Origin of the sequence: Agromyces luteolus (genome assembly GCF_009729855.1) — a bacterium.
Taxonomy (GTDB): Bacteria; Actinomycetota; Actinomycetes; order Actinomycetales; family Microbacteriaceae; genus Agromyces; species Agromyces luteolus.
This window is the reverse complement of record NZ_WODA01000002.1, coordinates 245286-261693: the sequence shown is the minus strand read 5'-3', so window position 1 is coordinate 261693 and position 16408 is coordinate 245286. Positions and strand designations below refer to the sequence as shown.

Here is a 16408-nt window from a genome sequence, read left to right as displayed (position 1 = left end):
GTCTCGCGCGGGGCGACGGTCAGGCCGGCGCGCCCGTCACCATCCACGCCCGCCCGCGCGCCCGCAGTGAGAGCGTGACGGCGCGCGCGGCGAGGTAGCCGAGCGAGAACGCGGCGGTGAGCGCCGCGAGCGCCGCCGCGCCGGAGACGGCGGCGCCGGAGGCATCCGCCCACCAGACGACGCCGAACGCCATCGGGACGAACGCGGCGAGGTTGACCAGGCCCGTCCACGCGAGGTAGCGGGCGTCGCCCGCGCCGATGAGCACGCCGTCGAGCACGAACACGAGGCCGCCGAGCGGCGCCGACAGGCCGAGCACGACGAGCGAGGGCGGCAGCAGCGCCGCGACCTCGGCCGACGAGGTGAAGACCGCCGGCAGCACCCACGCGGTCGCGACGACGAGGGCGCCGATGACCGCGCCCGCGCCGACGCCCCACTCGATGCACCGTCGGAGCACGGCTCGCACCACGTCGACGTCGCCGGCGCCGAGCCCCTTGCCGATGAGCGCCTGCGCGGCGATCGCGAGCGCGTCGAGCGCGAACCCGAGCGTGAAGTAGATCGTGATCGCGACCTGGTAGGCCGCGAGCTCGTCGCGCCCGAGCGAGGTCGCCGCCCACGTCGCGAGCAGCAGCGCCACGCGCAGGCTCGCCGTGCGCAGGAACAGCCACCCGCCGTCGCGCGCGCCGCGCAGCACGCCCGCGTGGTGCGGCCACGGGCTCGCGCCGACGCGGGCGCGATGGCGCGCGACCACGACGAGGTAGACGAGCACCATGCCCCACTGCGCGACCACGGTGCCGATCGCCGACCCCGCGATGCCCCAGCCGAGGCCGTAGATGAAGAGCGCGTTGAGCGCGATGTTCGCCGCGAAGCCGAGGCCGGCGACCCACAGCGGGGTGCGGGTGTCCTGCAGGCCGCGCAGCAGGCCGGTCGCGGCGAACACGACGAGCATCGCCGGCAGGCCCGCCATCGAGATCGCGAGGTAGACGGATGCCTCGGCGGCGACGTCGGCGGAGGCGCCGAAGGCGCCCACGAGCATCGGTGCGGCGAACCACCCGGCGAGGGCGAGCAGGGCGCCGAGCCCGAGCGCGAGCCAGAGGCCGTCGATGCCGGCCGCGACGGCGCCGCGCTCGTCGCCCGCACCCAGTCGCCGTGCGACCGACGGGGTCGTCGCGTACGCGAGGAACACCATCAGGCCGACGATCGTCTGCAGCACGGCGCTCGCGAGGCCGAGGCCCGCGAGGGGCGCCGCGCCGAGGTGCCCGACCATCGCGGTGTCGGCGAGCAGGAACAGCGGTTCGGCGATGAGCGCGCCGAGCGCGGGGACGGCGAGTCGCAGGATGTCGCGGTCGACCGCACGGCGTGCGGCCGGTCGGGAGCGCGGGGTGGTGGTGCTCATCGAGCGATGAGCCTACGCGCGACGGCTGACACCGCGGCGTGCGGACCGCTCAGTCCGACGGTGTCGTCACGACTCCGAGCTCCGTGCCGATCACGTGCGCCATGCCGCGCGCGAACGTCGCGGTGACGTGGTGGCTGTCGCGGTACACGAGCACGTCGCCCGAGACCGGCGGGCACCGACGGTCGTCGCAGAACCAGTCCGTGAGGTCGAGCAGCGCGGCGCCGGAGCGCTCGGTCGCCTCGCGTTCCGCCGCACGCGCGGCCTCGTCGAGCGCGCTCGCGCGCGTCGGCGCGCACGGCGAGGCGTCCTCGAGGTGGACCGACAGGCACGTGGCCGGGTTGAAGCCGAGGTCGGGGGTGTCCGCGATGACGACGACGGCGCTCGTCGGCGGGAGCGCCGCGATCGTGCGCTCGAGGCCCGCACGCCAGCGCTCGGCGACTTCGTCGCGCGGTACCGCGAAGTCGTTGCCGGCGTAGTTGGCGAGCACGACGAGGTCGGGTGGGTCGGTGCGGAGCCCGTCGAGCACGGCCGCGCGCCACGTGTCGCACTCGGGGTACGCGCCCGATCCGCGGAACGTCGCGGGGATGTCGATCGACGGGCACGAGCTCTTCGAGTGGTTGGTGAGTCGGATGAGCCCGCGGTCGGCGAGTTCCTGGAAGGCGGGGACCCAGTGCGCCATGTGCGAGTCGCCGAAGGTCGCGACGGACGGTCCCCGGTCGCCGAAGCTGCACCCGGTCGGGTCGGTCCCCGCACGCCCGAGCTGGCAGCCGGTCTCCATGATCGAGGGAAGGTCGTGTTCGGCGCCCGCGAGGGAGGGCACCACGTCCGCGTCGACCGGCCGGTCGGGGCTCGGCGAACTGGCGATCGGCGGCGGGGCGATCGTGTCGTCGGGAGCGGACGCATCGCCGACGATCTCGCGCGAGGTGCCGAACGACGCCACGGCGAGGCATCCGACCGCGAGCGCCGCCGAGGCGACCACGCCTGTCGCGGCGACGACGACCGGGGGACGGCGTCGCTCGGGCCGCGGCGTCCGGAACGGGGTCTCGACCCACCGGTGCACGAGCCAGGCGACCGGGACGCTCGCCGCCGCGAGCGCGAGGCGCACCTCGGGCGGCAGCGAGCCGCCGGTGACGAGCGTGGCCTCCGGGATCGTCTGCATTGGCCAGTGCACGAGGTACAGGGAGTAGGAGATCGTGCCCACGAACACCATCGCCCTGACGCTCATGACCCGCCGGATCGACGCCGGATGCGCCGAGTCGCCGCCCGCGATCGCGAGGGCCGCACCGGCGACCGGCAGCACCGCCCAGCAGCCGGGGTACGCGAGGTCGCCGGTATAGGCGAGGGCGGCCGTCGCGATGCCGACGACGCCGAGCCAGCCCAGGGCGGCGCCGAGCCATCCGTCGACCCACCGGGGCCGGATCGCGAGCACCGCCGCGAGCAGGCCGCCCGCTGCGAATTCCCAGGCCCGGGCGTGCAGGCCGAAGAACGCCCAGGAGGGCGACGAGGCGGTGAGCGCCACGGCGGTGGCGAGCGATGCGACGAGCACGACCGCAGCGGTCGCGCCGACGACGAGTCGCGCCGGGCCGAGGCCGTCCGAGCCGAGCCGGTCCGCCCGCGGGCGCAGCCGCGACCACCGTGCGCCGCCCCGACGCGGTCGTCCGAGGCGGCCGAGCACCACGGTCGCGACGACGCCGAGCAGCACGGGCCATGCGAGGTAGAACTGCTCCTCGACGCCGAGCGACCAGTAGTGCTGGAAGAGGCTCGGCGCCTCCTCGGCGAGGTAGTCGGTGCCCTGCACTGCGAAGAGCACGTTGGGCACGTACAGCACGGCCGCGGCCGCGTCGCCCAGCAGTCGGGCGTGCTCCAGCGGCGGCACGACGACGAGGGCGATCGCGACCGTGGCGGCGGCGACGGCGAGCGCCGCGGGCAGGATGCGGCGCGCACGGCGCGCGAAGAAGTCGGACAGGTCGATCCGCCCTCGGTCCGCGAGCGATCCGATCAGGTGCCCGGTGATCAGGAAGCCGGAGACGACGAGGAACACGTCCACGCCGACGTAGCCGCCCGGCAGGAGCCCGACGCCCGCGTGGTAGACGACCACGAGCAGCACCGCGATCGCGCGGAGCCCCTGGACGTCGGGGCGGAACCCGCCGCGCGGCCGTGCGGAGCGCTGCCGCAGCACGCTCGTCGAATCCCCCATCGGGATCACGCTAGGCGCGGTGGCCGAGGATGCAACCGGTTCCGGCTGGGCATCCGCTGGAACCGACGGGGAGTTCGCCCGCCGTTCACCGGGACGCCGCCACGGCGACGTCGACGCGTCGGCTACGCGTCGACGATCTCCTTGCCGAGCGGTGCGAGCGAGACCGGGATCAGCTTGAAGTTCGCGATGCCGAGCGGGATGCCGATGATGGTGAGGCACATGATGACGCCCGTGACGAGGTGCTCGAGGGCGAGCCACCAGCCCGCGAGCAGCACCCAGACGACGTTGCCGATGAACGACCAGGCGCCCGACGTCGGCTTGGACACGACCTGCCGGCCGAACGGCCAGAGCGCGTAGTTCGCGATGCGGAACGACGCGATGCCCCACGGGATCGTCACGATGAGGATGCACATGAGCAGGCCGGCGAGCATGTAGCCGATCCACAGCCAGATGCCCGCGAGGACCAGCCAGACGACGTTCAGGATCGTGTTCAGCATGGCCCGATCATCGCATCGCCCGACGGCCCGCGGAATCGGGTTGACCCCCGTGGACCGGACATGGGTTGCGCGCGAGCGCGACGGGCGTATGATTCCGCGGTGACCTTCAGAGGGTCGGTCCGCGAACGGCGGCCGCACCGCTTCCGACGGGGCATCCGTCTCCACCCGGCCCAAACCGTCGTGGTCGGCTTCGCCGCCGCCGTCATCGTCGGCACCCTCCTCCTCTGGCTGCCGCCGATGACGCTCGAGCCGGGCGGCACGAGCTTCATCGACGCGCTCTTCACGGCCACGAGCGCCGTCTGCGTGACGGGCCTCACCGTCGTCGACACCGAGCTGCACTGGAGTCCGCTCGGGCACGTCGTGATCATGCTGCTCATCCAGCTCGGCGGCCTCGGCATCATGATCTTCGCCTCGCTCATCGGCCTGGTGCTCGCGCGCAAGATGAGCGTGCGATCGCGCCTCAACACGGCGGCCGAGGCGAAGGCGGTCGGGTACGACGACGTGCGCGGCCTCGTCCGCGGGATCGTGCTGATCTCGTTCGCCATCGAGGGCCTGACCTGGCTGTTCCTGTTCCCGCGGTTCCTCTTCGGCTACGACTACAGCCCGGCGGATGCCGCGTGGCACGCGCTGTTCCACTCGGTCTCGTCGTTCAACAACGCGGGCTTCGCGCTGTACTCGGACAACATGATCGACTTCGTCGCCGACCCGTTCATCTGCATCCCGATGTCCGTGGCGATCATCCTCGGCGGCCTCGGCTTCCCCGTCATCATGCAGCTGCGCAAGGAGTTCACGCGGCCGCTGCACTGGTCGATGAACACCAAGCTCGTGCTGTGGGGCACGATCGTGCTGCTCGTCGGCGGCACGGCGTACCTCGCGATCGCCGAGTGGGACAACGAGGGCACGTTCGGCCCGCTGGCGCCGGGCGCGAAGCTGCTCGCCGCGTTCTTCATGTCCACGCAGACCCGCACCGCGGGGTTCAACAGCATCGACGTCGGCCAGATGCACGACGAGAGCTGGGTCGTGATGGACGTGCTCATGTTCATCGGCGGCGGCCCGGCCGGCACCGCCGGCGGCATCAAGGTGACGACGTTCGCGGTGCTCTTCTTCATCCTGATGACCGAGTTCCGCGGCGAGGGCGCCGTCAACATCTTCGGCAAGCGCCTGAGCCGGGCCGTGCACCGGCAGGCGATCACGGTCGCGCTCGTCGCGGTGGGTGCCGTGATGGCGGCGATCATCCTGCTGATGCACCTCACGAAGCTCGACCTCGACCTCGTCGCGTTCGAGGCCGTCTCGGCGTTCGCGACCGTCGGGCTGTCGACCGGCATCACGGGCGACCTGCCGCCGACCGCCCAGCTCATCCTCGTGGTGCTCATGTTCCTCGGCCGCATCGGACTGCTGACGCTCGGTTCGGCGATCGCACTGCGCGACAAGCGCATCCTCTACGAACTCCCGAAGGAGAGGCCCGCCATTGGCTAGGTTCACCCTGTTCGGCGGCGCGAGCGACACGTCGCGCCGCATCGCCGAGGCCGACTCGGTCGCCGTGATCGGACTCGGCCGCTTCGGCAGCTCGCTCGCCCTCGAGCTCATGGCGGGCGGCACCGAGGTGCTCGGCATCGACGCCGACGAGGAGATCGTGCAGGCGCTGAACGGCGAGCTGACCCAGGTGGTCCGCGCCGACTCGACGAAGTCCGAGGTGCTGAAGCAGCTCGCGGTCGACGAGTTCGACCGGGTCGTCGTCGCGATCGGCAGCGACATCACCGCGTCGATCCTGACGTGCTCGGTGCTCCTGGGCATGAAGATCCCGGTGATCTGGGCCAAGGCCGTGACCGAGCAGCACGCCGTGATCCTCGAGCAGCTCGGCGTGCACCACGTGATCCGCCCGGAGGCCGAGATGGGTCGCCGCGTCGCGCACCTCGTCCGCGGCGCCGCACTCGACTACATCGAGATCGAGAAGGGCTACGCGATCGTCAAGACCGCCCCGCCGGCGCGTCTCCACGGCGTGCCGCTCGGGCAGACGGCGCTGCGCAAGGAGCTCGGCGTCACGGTCGCCGCGTTCAAGCGGCCCGGCGAGGAGTGGCGCAACGCCGACGCCGAAACCGTGCTCGGTCCGGGCGACACGGTGCTCATCGTCGGTCCGACGCGCAAGGCGGAGGGGTTCGCGCAGCTCAGGTGACGTGCCGCGCGCCGTTCGCGGCATCCGCTCAGCACTGCCGGCCGGGTGCCGCCTAGGCTGTGGGGATGAGCGATGCGACGAAGCCCAGCGGCATCATCCTCGACGAACTCGACGCCGACGTGCGTCCGCAGGACGACCTCTTCCGCCATGTCAACGGCAAGTGGATCGACCGCACCGAGATCCCCGACGACAAGGCCCGGTACGGCAGCTTCATCGTGCTCTACGAGGAGGCCGAGCGGGCCGTCCGCGAGATCATCGAGGAGGCCCGGGCCGCGGAGCCGGGCACCGAGGCGCGCAAGGTCGGCGACCTGTACGCGTCGTTCATGAACGAGGAACGTGCGGAGATGCTCGGCGCGACCCCGATCGCGAGCCAGCTCGTCGAGGCCTCGCTGCCGGGCACCGTCGCCCAGCTGCTCGAGGCGATCGGGCGCCTCGAACGGCAGGGCGTCGGCGGCTTCGCCCAGCTCTTCGTCGACAACGACCCCGGCGACCCCGAGCGCTACCTCGTCTTCGTCGAGCAGGGCGGCATCGGCCTGCCCGACGAGAGCTACTACCGCGAGGAGCGCTTCGCGCCCGTCCGCGAGAAGTACCTCGGTCACCTCGAGCGGATGTTCGGGCTCGCCGCGCTCGACGACGCGGCAGCGCGCGCGCAGCGCGTGTTCGACCTCGAGACCGAGATCGCGAAGGTCCACTGGACGAACGTCGACTCGCGCGACAGCCAGAAGACCTACAACCTGATGCCGTGGTCCGACGTCGCGGACGCGTCATCCGTCGACCTCGACCTCTGGCGCGACGCCATGGGCGTCCCCGACGGCGCCTTCGCCGAACTCGTCGTGCGGCAGCCGAGCTTCGTCGAGGGGCTCGGCGCGCTGATGACCGTCGACCGCCTGCCCGCCTGGCGCGACTGGCTGGCGTGGCAGGTCGTGCACGCCGCGGCACCGTACCTCGGGAGCGCGTTCGTCGAGGAGAACTTCGACTTCTACGGGCGCGCGCTCACCGGCACGCCGCAGCTGCGCGAGCGGTGGAAGCGGGCCGTGTCGTTCGTCGAGGGCGCCATGGGCGAGGCCGTCGGCCGCATCTACGTCGAACGCCACTTCCCGCCCGCGGCGAAGGCCGCGATGGACGAACTCGTCGGAAACCTCGTCGAGGCGTACCGCGACTCGATCACCGGGCTCGACTGGATGGGCGAGGAGACGCGCGCGAAGGCGCTCGAGAAGCTCGAGAAGTTCACGCCGAAGATCGGGTACCCGGTGAAGTGGCGCGACTACTCGACGCTCGAGGTCTCGGCGTCCGACCTCGTCGGGAACGTGCGCGCGGCCGCCGAGTTCGAGTTCCAGCGGCAGCTCGGCAAGATCGGGAAGCCCATCGACCGCGACGAGTGGTTCATGACGCCGCAGACGATCAACGCCTACTACAACCCGGGCTTCAACGAGATCGTCTTCCCCGCCGCCATCCTGCAGTTCCCGTTCTTCGACGAGACCCGCGACGCCGCGGCGAACTACGGTGCGATCGGCGCGGTCATCGGGCACGAGATCGGCCACGGCTTCGACGACCAGGGCTCGCGCTTCGACGGCGACGGCCGGCTCATCGACTGGTGGACCGCGGACGACCGCGCCGCGTTCGAGGAGCGCACGAAGACGCTCATCGAGCAGTACGACGTGCTCGTGCCGGCGCAGCTCCTCGACGGCGACGGGTCCGACGCCTCCGGCGACGCCGACGCCTCCGACGCCTCCGGCGAAGCGGGTGAGGCGGATGCCGCGGGCGCGCCCGCGCACGTCAACGGCGCGCTCACGATCGGCGAGAACATCGGCGACCTCGGCGGACTCGCGATCGCGTGGAAGGCGTACCTGCTCTCGCTCGGCCGCAGGAAGGCGCCCGTGATCGACGGCATGAGCGGCGCGCAGCGGTTCTTCCTCTCGTGGGCGCAGGCCTGGCAGATGAAGGGCCGCGACGCCGAGGTCGAGCGGCTGCTCGCGATCGACCCGCACTCGCCGAACGAATTCCGGTGCAACCAGATCGTCCGCAACATCGATGAGTTCTACACTGGCTTCGAGGTCACGCCCGATGACGAGCTCTGGCTCGACCCGGCCGACCGCGTCCGCATCTGGTAGCACCTCACCCCAGACCCCGTCCGATCCCGTCGAGCGCGCCGCGATGCCGCGGTGGGGGAGCGCGAGACCCGAACGAAAGCCGCTGTTCCTGTCGTGGTGACCTCGTCCCAGGGTTCCGAGCGCCGTGCTCGGCACGCATCCTTCCGACGAAGCCGCCACCGCACCGACGAACATGTCGAGGATTTCTCGCGTGGCTTCGACTCGCTCGGTGAGCTCGCGCTCGGCGGCGTGCAGGTGTCGGCGCGTGCGACCGACCTGGCGACGGGTCGCGTGCTGTTCTCGGTCGACGACCACGTGGTCATGCCGACCGCCTCGATCGGCAAGGTGCTGCTGCTCGTCGAGGTCGCCTCGCGCCTCGGGCACGCGAGTCCCGAGGCGTTCACCGTGCTCGATCGCGCGCCGCGCGACGCGGTCGGCGACTCGGGCATCTGGCAGCACCTCCAGACGCCCTCGCTGCCCATGTCCGACCTCGCGGCGATGGTCGGCGCGACGAGCGACAACCTCGCCACGAACGTCCTCATCCGCCACATCGGGCTCGAGTCGGTGCGCTCGCGCACCGAGACGCTCGGGCTCACCCGCACGGCGCTGCTCGACCTCGTGCGCGACCACCGCGGCCCCGACGACGCGCCGCAGCTGTCGATCGGCTCGGCCAAGGAGCTGACCTGGCTCTTCGCCTCGCTCGCTCGCGGCGAGATCGTGAGCCCCGAGGTCTCGCAGCGCGTCGTCGGCTGGCTCTCGCTCAACGCCGACCTCTCGATGGTCGCCTCGGCGTTCGGCCTCGACCCGCTCGCCCACCGCACGCCCGACCACGGCCTGCTCCTCATGAACAAGACCGGCACCGACGGCGGCGTACGCAGCGAGGTCGGCGTGCTGCGCGGGCCCCGCGCGGGCGTGGCCTACGCGGTCTCGATGTACTTCGCCGACACGCAGCTCGCGTCGCGCCTCGCGGTGCTCGACGGCATGCGCCGCGTCGGGGCCGACCTGCTCGAGTACGTGCACTGATCGAACGCCGGGCCCAAGGTCCCCGTGGCGAGGTCGCCGGCGACGTAACGTCGGGCCGTCGTCGATCGAGGGGGAATCATGGACGGGGACATCACGGACGTGCTGGTCGCGGGATACCAGGACCTGGGGGCCGCACGCACGGACTTCGACGGGCTGGTCGAAGGTGTCGCGGCGAAGCGGTTGAAGATCGAGGGGGCGATCCTCGTTCTGCACGACGCGGACGGCGAGATCACCGTCGCCGACACCGGCAGCCACCTGGGCCGCAAGGGGGCGGGCTGGGGCGCCGGCGTCGGCGTCGCCGTCGGCCTGCTGTCGCCGCCGCTCCTGGCGTCCGTGGCGCTCGGCACAGCCGGCGGCGCCGTCGCCGGCCGGTTCACCGAGCATCGGCTGACCTCCGGGATCGGGGACCGGATCGGCAGCAACCTGCCCCCCGGATCCGCCGGGATCATCGCGGTGTTCGACGCCTCCCAGCGGCTCGCCGTGGAGCAGGCGCTTCCCGGCTCACCGGCGAAGTCCGTCGTCGAGTCCGACCGGACGAGCCTCTCGGCGTTGAAGGACGCGCTCGCGGAGGCGATGGGCAAGTTCGCCCCGGACCGCACGGTCCTGCCGATGCCCGACCCCGCCTTCGGCGGCACCATCGGACGAACCGTCGACGCATCCGTCGCCGACTGGACGATCGTCGGCTCGCCGAAGCCGCCGCCCGGCTCGCCGAACGTGCTCATCGTGCTGATCGACGACGCGGGCTTCGGCAACCCGAGTACGTTCGGCGGGCTCGTGGACACGCCGAACATGACGCGCGTGCAACGGATGGGACTCACGTACAACCGCTTCCACGTGACGGCGATCTGCTCGCCGACGCGCTCCGCGCTGCTGACGGGGCGCAACCAGCACCGCGTGGGATTCGGCTCGATCGCCGAGTTCCCGGGTCCGTTCCCGGGCTACACGGCGTCGGTCCCGAAGAGCTGTGCACCGCTCGCACGCCTGCTCAAGGAGAACGGCTACCTCACGGGCGGGTTCGGCAAGTGGCACCTCACCCCCGACCACGTGCAGGGCGCTGCGGGACCGTTCGACCGGTGGCCAACCGGATGGGGCTTCGACCACTGGTGGGGCTTCCTCAGCGGGGCGGCCGGCCAGTACGACCCGATCGTGACCCAGGACAACTCGACGCTCGGGGTACCCGTCGGCGAGGACGGGGCGCAGTACTACTTCCCCGACGACCTCACCGACAAGGCCGTCGAGTGGCTGCACGCCGCGCGGGCCCAGGACTCGGAGAAGCCCTGGTTCATGTACTACTCGACCGGGTGCGCCCATGCGCCGCACCACGTGGAATCCGAGTGGGCCGACCGTTATCGCGGGAAGTTCGACGGCGGATGGGACGAGTACCGTCGCGTCGTCTTCGACCGCCAGAAGCAGCTCGGCGTGATCCCCGCGGACGCGGAGCTCACGGAGCGACCGGACCTGTTCCCGGCCTGGGACAGCCTCTCGGCCGACGAGCGGAAGCTCTACGCGCGGCAGATGGAGGTCTTCGCCGGGTACTCCGAGAACGCCGACTGGAACGTCGGCCGCCTCCTCGACGCGATCGACGAGATGGGCGAGACCGACGACACCCTCATCTTCTACATCTGGGGCGACAACGGGGCCAGCATGGAGGGCACCATCACGGGCTCGTTCAACGAGCTGACCTTCCTCAACGGGATCCCGCTCCGCCCGGACGAGCAGCTTCGCCTGATCGAGGACCACGGGGGCATCGAGGACCTCGGCGGGGTGGACACCGCGCCGCACTACGCCGCAGCGTGGGGGTGGGCCGGCAACGCGCCGTTCCAGTGGGGCAAGCAGACCGGAAGCCACCTCGGCGGTACGCGGGATCCCATGGTCGTGGCGTGGCCCGGTCGCATCCCGGGCGGGGGCGAGCTGCGCTCGCAGTTCACGCACTGCATCGACATCGGCCCCACGATCCTCGAGGCGATCGGGCTGCCCGAGGCGAGGCTCGTCGATGGGGTGGAGCAGGAGCCCATGGACGGCACGAGCTTCCTGTACACGTTCGAGGACGCCGACGCCGAGGAGCGCCACGACGTGCAGTACTTCGAGTCGTTCGGCAGCCGCGCGATCTACAAGGACGGCTGGTGGGCGTGCGCGCGGCTCGACCGCGTGCCGTGGGACTTCTCGCCGGCGACGATCGCGAGGTTCGCCCCGGGCGTCTACGACCCGGACCAGGACACCTGGGAGCTGTACTACCTGCCGGACGACTTCAGCCAGGCGAACGACCTCGCGGCCGAGCACCCGGAGCGGCTCGCCGAGCTGAAGGAGCTGTTCTGGCAGGAGGCGGAGCGCAACCGGGTCCTGCCGCTGCTCGGTGGGTTCGCGGTGTTCTTCGGGATGCTGCCGCCCATGCCGACCCACACGAGGTACACCTTCGCGGGCGACGTGCAGAACGTGCAGCGGGGCATGATCCCGCGGATCTACGGCCGCTCGTACGCGATCGAGGCCCGGCTCGAGGTGCCCGAGGGCGGTGCGGAGGGCGTGATCGTCGCGAATGCCGACGAGATCGGGGGCTTCGCGCTGTGGATGGACGGCGAGGGGCGCCTGCACCACACGTACTCGATGCTCGGAGTCGAGCAGTACCGGCAGGTCTCGGACCGGCCGGTCCCGACGGGGGAGGTGGTCGTGCGGATGCGGTTCGACGCGGACGAGCACACGCCCGGAACCGGCGGCGACGTCACGCTCTGGGCGGGAGACGAGCAGATCGGCGGCGGGCGGATCGACCGCACGGTCCCGGTCGCGTTCTCGTCGTACGCGGGCATGGACATCGGCCGCGACAACGGCCTCGTCGTCGACCGGGCCTACCGCGACCGGGCGCCGTACGCGTTCACCGGACGCGTCCGCGACGTCGTGTTCGACCTCGAACCCGCGCCGCACTCGGTCGAGCAGCGCCTGCATCACGAGTCCGGCGCCACGGGGATGGGGGCTGCCGCCGCGGGCTGAGCTCCCGTGCGGGGATCTCGCCGAGCCTGCGCGACGGCGGGACCCCCGTCCGGCGTGCCGGGCGCGCGGTCGATCGGCGGGTACGATCACCGCATGGCAGTGGCCCGGACGAGGCGGGCGCGGGCCCAGCGCCGCCGGAAGCGTCGGATGGACGCGGCCGACAACGACCTGACGGCCGAGCAGTGGCTCGCACTCCGCGAGGCGTGGGCGGGATGCGCGTACTGCGGCGCGATGCCCGCAGAGCCCGGCGCGCTCCAGCGCGACTGCGTGCTGCCGCTGTCGCGGGGCGGGCGGTACACGCTCGAGAACGTCGTGCCGGCGTGCCGGTCGTGCAACGCGAGCAAGTGCAACGACGAGGTGACCGGATGGCTCCGCCGCAAGCGGCTCGACGAACCGGCGTTCCTGCTGCGGCACCGTGAGGTGGTCGGGATGCTCGCCGCCCGGTTCGGCGCTGCCGACTCGCCCTGAACGCGAGACCTCACCATCCGGTGTGGAGCAGGTGCTGGACGACGAGGGCGAAGCCGAGCTGCACGACGAAGCCCGCACGCCGCCAGCGCAGGGGCAGGAGGGCGGTGCCGACGAGCAGCCACGGCACGAACGGCAGCCAGATCCGTTCGACCTCCGAACGGCTCATCTGCGAGGCGTCCGCGAGGAGAACGGTCGCGAGCGCGGCCGCGGAGAGCGAGGATGCCACGAGCAGCTCGCGGCCCGAGGGCCGATGGCGCAGGGAACGCGCGAGACCGCCCACGGCCGAGGCCGTCGCGGCGCCGACGACCGGTCCGGCGGTGCAGGCGAGCGCGGCCAGGTTCGCCCACGTCCAGTACCAGCCGGGGCGGACCGCGGCGCCCTCCCAGTACCGCTCGACGAGGACGGGGAACGCCTCCCACCAGGCGAAGCCGAACGGCACGAACGCGAGCACGACGACGAGGGCGGATGCCGCAGCCAACGGCAGCGGCCACCAGGAGCGGCCGAGGGCGAGCACCGTGAGCGAGAGGACGCCGAGGAGCGGCAGCCCGTACGAGAGCATCACGCACCACCCGAGCAGCAGGCCGGCGCCGACGGCCCACCACGCGAGCGCGCGGGCCATCGAAGCCGTCGCGGCGTGCGCGAGCAGGCAGAGCCCCCAGGCGGCGGTCGCCGCGAAGACCGCGTCGGCCGACGTCGCCGTCCAGATCGCCGCCGGTCCCATCGCGAGGAACGGCGCGGCCCGCCGAGCCGCGACCTCGGCCCCGAGACGGCGCATGGCCACGAGCACGGCGACCGCGGTCGTCGACGCGATGAGGATGACGACGGCGCCCGCGACGACCCACGATCCGAGCCCGAGGCGGACGAGCGCCACGAAGAACAGCAGCGCGCCCGGCGGGTGCCCGGCGACGTGGATCGGCCAGTTGTCGGGGGCGTCCCACGGGATGCGCGAGGTGAACTCGCGCAGCATCGCCGGCACGTCGTCGACGACCTGCTCGGCCGTGGGGAGGTACTCGTGGCGGGAGGCGAGGATCGCGCCGAGGCCGGAGGCGGTGTCGACGAACGCCAGGCTCGCCATCCAGAGCGCGCTCGCCCCGAAGACGACCCAGAGGAGGGCGCGCCACGGCACTCGTCGCGCGAGCCCGACGCCCCATCGGGCGGCCGCGACGGCGAGCACCAGGGCCGGGATCGTCCCGGGCCCGAGGCGCGGCATCCACTCGGCGTGCAGCGGCGGGAACGAGTTGACGTGCACGTCCACGCCCGTGACCGCCGGCACCAGGATCGCGAGGGCGATGAGCGCCGCGACGACGCCGGTCGCCCACCACAGGGCGGCGGTCGACGCAGCCCCGCGCCGGGTCGGGCGCTCGGGCGCCCGAGACCGGGGCGACTCGGCGGTGGACATGCCGCGAGGCTGTCACGAGGTCGGCGCCGACCGCGACGGCCGGCGCCATCCGTTCACCCGATCGTCACCGATCGCTGCGACCCGGCATCAGCCCTTCTCGGCCCCCGCCGTCGTGTTCATGATGCGGCGCTGGAATATGAAGAACAGCACCGCGACCGGGATCGTCATGAGCACCGCCGCCGCGAGCTGCAGCGGGAACTGGTTGCCCGAACCCAGCTGGCCCGAGACCAGCGACGCGACACCGGTCGTGAGGGTGTTCAGCTCGGGGCTCTGCCGGGACACGATGAAGTGACCGAGCTCGTTCCACGATCCCTGGAAGCTCAGGATGATGACCGTGATGAGCGCCGGCCGTGCCATCGGCAGCACCACCGACCAGAAGGTGCGGAAGGTGCCGGCGCCGTCGATCCGTGCGGCCTCCTCGATCGACACCGGGATCGAGTCGAAGAACTGCTTCATGATGAACACGCCGGCCGCCGTCGAGAGCAACGGCACGATCATGCCCGAGTACGTGTCGTACATGCCGAGCTGCTGCAGGATCAGGAAGCGGGGGATGAGCAGCACCACGCCCGGTACGGCGAGCACGCCGATGAAGAACAGGAACACGAACGTGCGGCCCCGGAACTTCAACCGTGACAGCGCGTACCCCGCGAGCGAGTCGAAGAACACCCGCCCGAGGGTCACGATGACCGCGACCAGCAGCGAGTTGCCGAACCACAGCGGGAACGGCACGTCGGTGAACAGCCGCTCGTACGCGGCGAACGTCACCGTCTCCGGGACGAGCGCGAGCGGGTTCTGCGTGGCATCCGCATCGGTCTTGAAGCTCGCCGCGATCGAGAGGATGAACGGGTAGACGTAGATCAGCGCGAGCCCGATGAGGATCAGGTAGCTGGTCCAGAGCCCGGCGCGGACCCGCGCGGGGGTGCGCTTGCGTCGCCGGCCGGGCCTGCGGGGCGGGGCGGCGGCATCCGCCGCCCGACCGCCGGTCGCCGTCGTCGCGGCGGTGCCGGTGCTCATGAGCGGTCTCCCTTCGAGAGCTCGTCATCGACGTCGGCGGACGAGAGTGCGCGGGTGGTCGGGTCCGTCGCCGGCCCGGAATCCGCCGCGAGCGTCGCCGCCGCGCGCGAGATGCGCGGCGTGCGCATGCGCGGGTTCCTCTCGCGCAGGAGCCATCGCTGGAACAGGGTCAGCAGGATGATGAACACGAACAGGATGAACGCGATCGCCGCGCCCTGGCCCCACTGCAGGTCGTTGAACGACGTCTCGTAGGCGAGGAACGCCGGTGTCGTGATCGTGCCGCCGGCCGTCGAGCCCCCGAGCACGTAGATCTGGTCGAAGACCTGCCACGATCCGATCAGCCCGAGGGTCAGCACGGTGAACGTCGTCGGCCGGAGCATCGGCAGGGTGATCGAGAAGAACGTGCGGACGGGGCCGGCGCCGTCCACGCGTGCGGCCTCGTCGATCTCGCCGCCGATGTTCTGCAGCCCGGCGAGGTAGAGCAGCATGAACGTGCCCGACGTCGTGAAGATCGCGAGCATGATGAGCGACGACATGGCGACGGATGGCCCGGCGAACCATTCCCACCAGGTGATGCCGAGCGGGCCGTCCTGCGCGAGCGCGGGCGGCGGGCTCGTCACGCCGACTGTCGCGAGCAGGTTGTGGAAGATGCCGCTCGGGTCGTTGAACCAGTTCGGGCCGTCGATGCCGAAGAAGCCGAGCACCGCGTTGACGGCGCCCGACGCCGTGAACAGGAACTGGAACACGATCACGATCGCGACCGTCGAGGTGACCGAGGGGAAGTAGAACGCAGTGCGGAAGAAGCCGCGCCCGCGGAGCACGGCCCGGTTCACCTGCACCGCGAGCAGGAGTGCGACGATCGTCTGCAGCGGCACGACGAACACGACGTACCAGAGGTTGTTCCGCACCGCCCGGCCGAAGTTCTCCTGGTCGAGGCCGGGATCGACGGTGATCGCGGCGTAGTTCTCGAGGCCGACGAAGTTCACGTTCGGGTTCAGCGGCGACCGGAACCCGTTCCAGTCGCTGAAGCTGACCCAGAGCGCGAGCACGATCGGGATGGCGAGGAAGACGCCGACGATGACGACTGCGGGCGCGACGAAGATCCAGCCCGCGCGGGCCTCGCCGCGGCGGATGCCTCCACCGCGACGAGACCCGGACGCGACCCCGCTCAT

At 71.7% G+C, this 16408-nt stretch carries 12 protein-coding genes; 6 read left to right on the top strand and 6 right to left on the bottom strand.

The window, feature by feature from the left end; all coding sequences use genetic code 11:
* Positions 1-19: 19 nt before the first annotated feature.
* From GLX25_RS01415 to GLX25_RS01405, 3 genes are all read right to left on the bottom strand, one after another.
* Positions 20-1393, bottom strand: a complete 1374-nt coding sequence (locus GLX25_RS01415; RefSeq protein WP_155840407.1) for an MATE family efflux transporter — start codon at positions 1391-1393, stop codon at positions 20-22.
* A 49-nt stretch (positions 1394-1442) separates the two neighbouring features.
* Positions 1443-3590: an acyltransferase family protein gene (locus tag GLX25_RS01410; RefSeq protein ID WP_155840406.1), complete on the bottom strand. Its 2148-nt coding sequence runs from the start codon at positions 3588-3590 to the stop codon at positions 1443-1445.
* Between the two features lie 122 nt (positions 3591-3712).
* Positions 3713-4084, bottom strand: a complete 372-nt coding sequence (locus tag GLX25_RS01405; protein WP_155840585.1) for a YccF domain-containing protein — start codon at positions 4082-4084, stop codon at positions 3713-3715.
* A 102-nt stretch (positions 4085-4186) separates the two neighbouring features.
* Between GLX25_RS01405 and GLX25_RS01400 the strand changes: the two genes are divergently transcribed.
* The 6 genes from GLX25_RS01400 (at position 4187) to GLX25_RS01375 (ending at position 12823) form a co-directional block, all read left to right on the top strand.
* Positions 4187-5563, top strand: a complete 1377-nt coding sequence (locus tag GLX25_RS01400) for a TrkH family potassium uptake protein (protein ID WP_271192331.1) — start codon at positions 4187-4189, stop codon at positions 5561-5563.
* Positions 5556-6260, top strand: coding sequence for a potassium channel family protein (locus tag GLX25_RS01395; RefSeq protein WP_205719797.1), 705 nt, complete (start codon positions 5556-5558; stop codon positions 6258-6260). The genes GLX25_RS01400 and GLX25_RS01395 overlap by 8 nt, the downstream gene beginning before the upstream one ends.
* Before the next feature lie 65 nt (positions 6261-6325).
* Positions 6326-8371: a M13 family metallopeptidase gene (locus GLX25_RS01390; protein ID WP_155840404.1), complete on the top strand. Its 2046-nt coding sequence runs from the start codon at positions 6326-6328 to the stop codon at positions 8369-8371.
* Between the two features lie 96 nt (positions 8372-8467).
* Positions 8468-9373, top strand: a complete 906-nt coding sequence (locus tag GLX25_RS01385) for a serine hydrolase (RefSeq protein WP_271192330.1) — start codon at positions 8468-8470, stop codon at positions 9371-9373.
* Positions 9374-9451: 78 nt separating this feature from the next.
* Positions 9452-12355, top strand: coding sequence for a sulfatase-like hydrolase/transferase (locus GLX25_RS01380; RefSeq protein WP_155840403.1), 2904 nt, complete (start codon positions 9452-9454; stop codon positions 12353-12355).
* Positions 12356-12448: 93 nt separating this feature from the next.
* Positions 12449-12823 (top strand): HNH endonuclease, encoded by a 375-nt coding sequence (locus GLX25_RS01375; protein ID WP_155840402.1) that lies wholly within the window; start codon positions 12449-12451, stop codon positions 12821-12823.
* 10 nt (positions 12824-12833) lie between these two features.
* Here GLX25_RS01375 and GLX25_RS01370 read toward each other — a convergent pair whose 3' ends face one another.
* From GLX25_RS01370 to GLX25_RS01360, 3 genes are all read right to left on the bottom strand, one after another.
* Complete coding sequence (locus GLX25_RS01370; RefSeq protein ID WP_205719796.1) at positions 12834-14222, bottom strand: hypothetical protein; 1389 nt, start codon at positions 14220-14222, stop codon at positions 12834-12836.
* A gap of 87 nt (positions 14223-14309) precedes the next feature.
* A complete protein-coding gene (locus GLX25_RS01365; protein ID WP_155840401.1) occupies positions 14310-15236 on the bottom strand; it encodes a carbohydrate ABC transporter permease in 927 nt (308 codons plus the stop codon).
* Positions 15233-16408 (bottom strand): carbohydrate ABC transporter permease, encoded by a 1176-nt coding sequence (locus tag GLX25_RS01360; RefSeq protein WP_155840400.1) that lies wholly within the window; start codon positions 16406-16408, stop codon positions 15233-15235. Before GLX25_RS01360 ends, GLX25_RS01365 begins: the two co-directional genes overlap by 4 nt.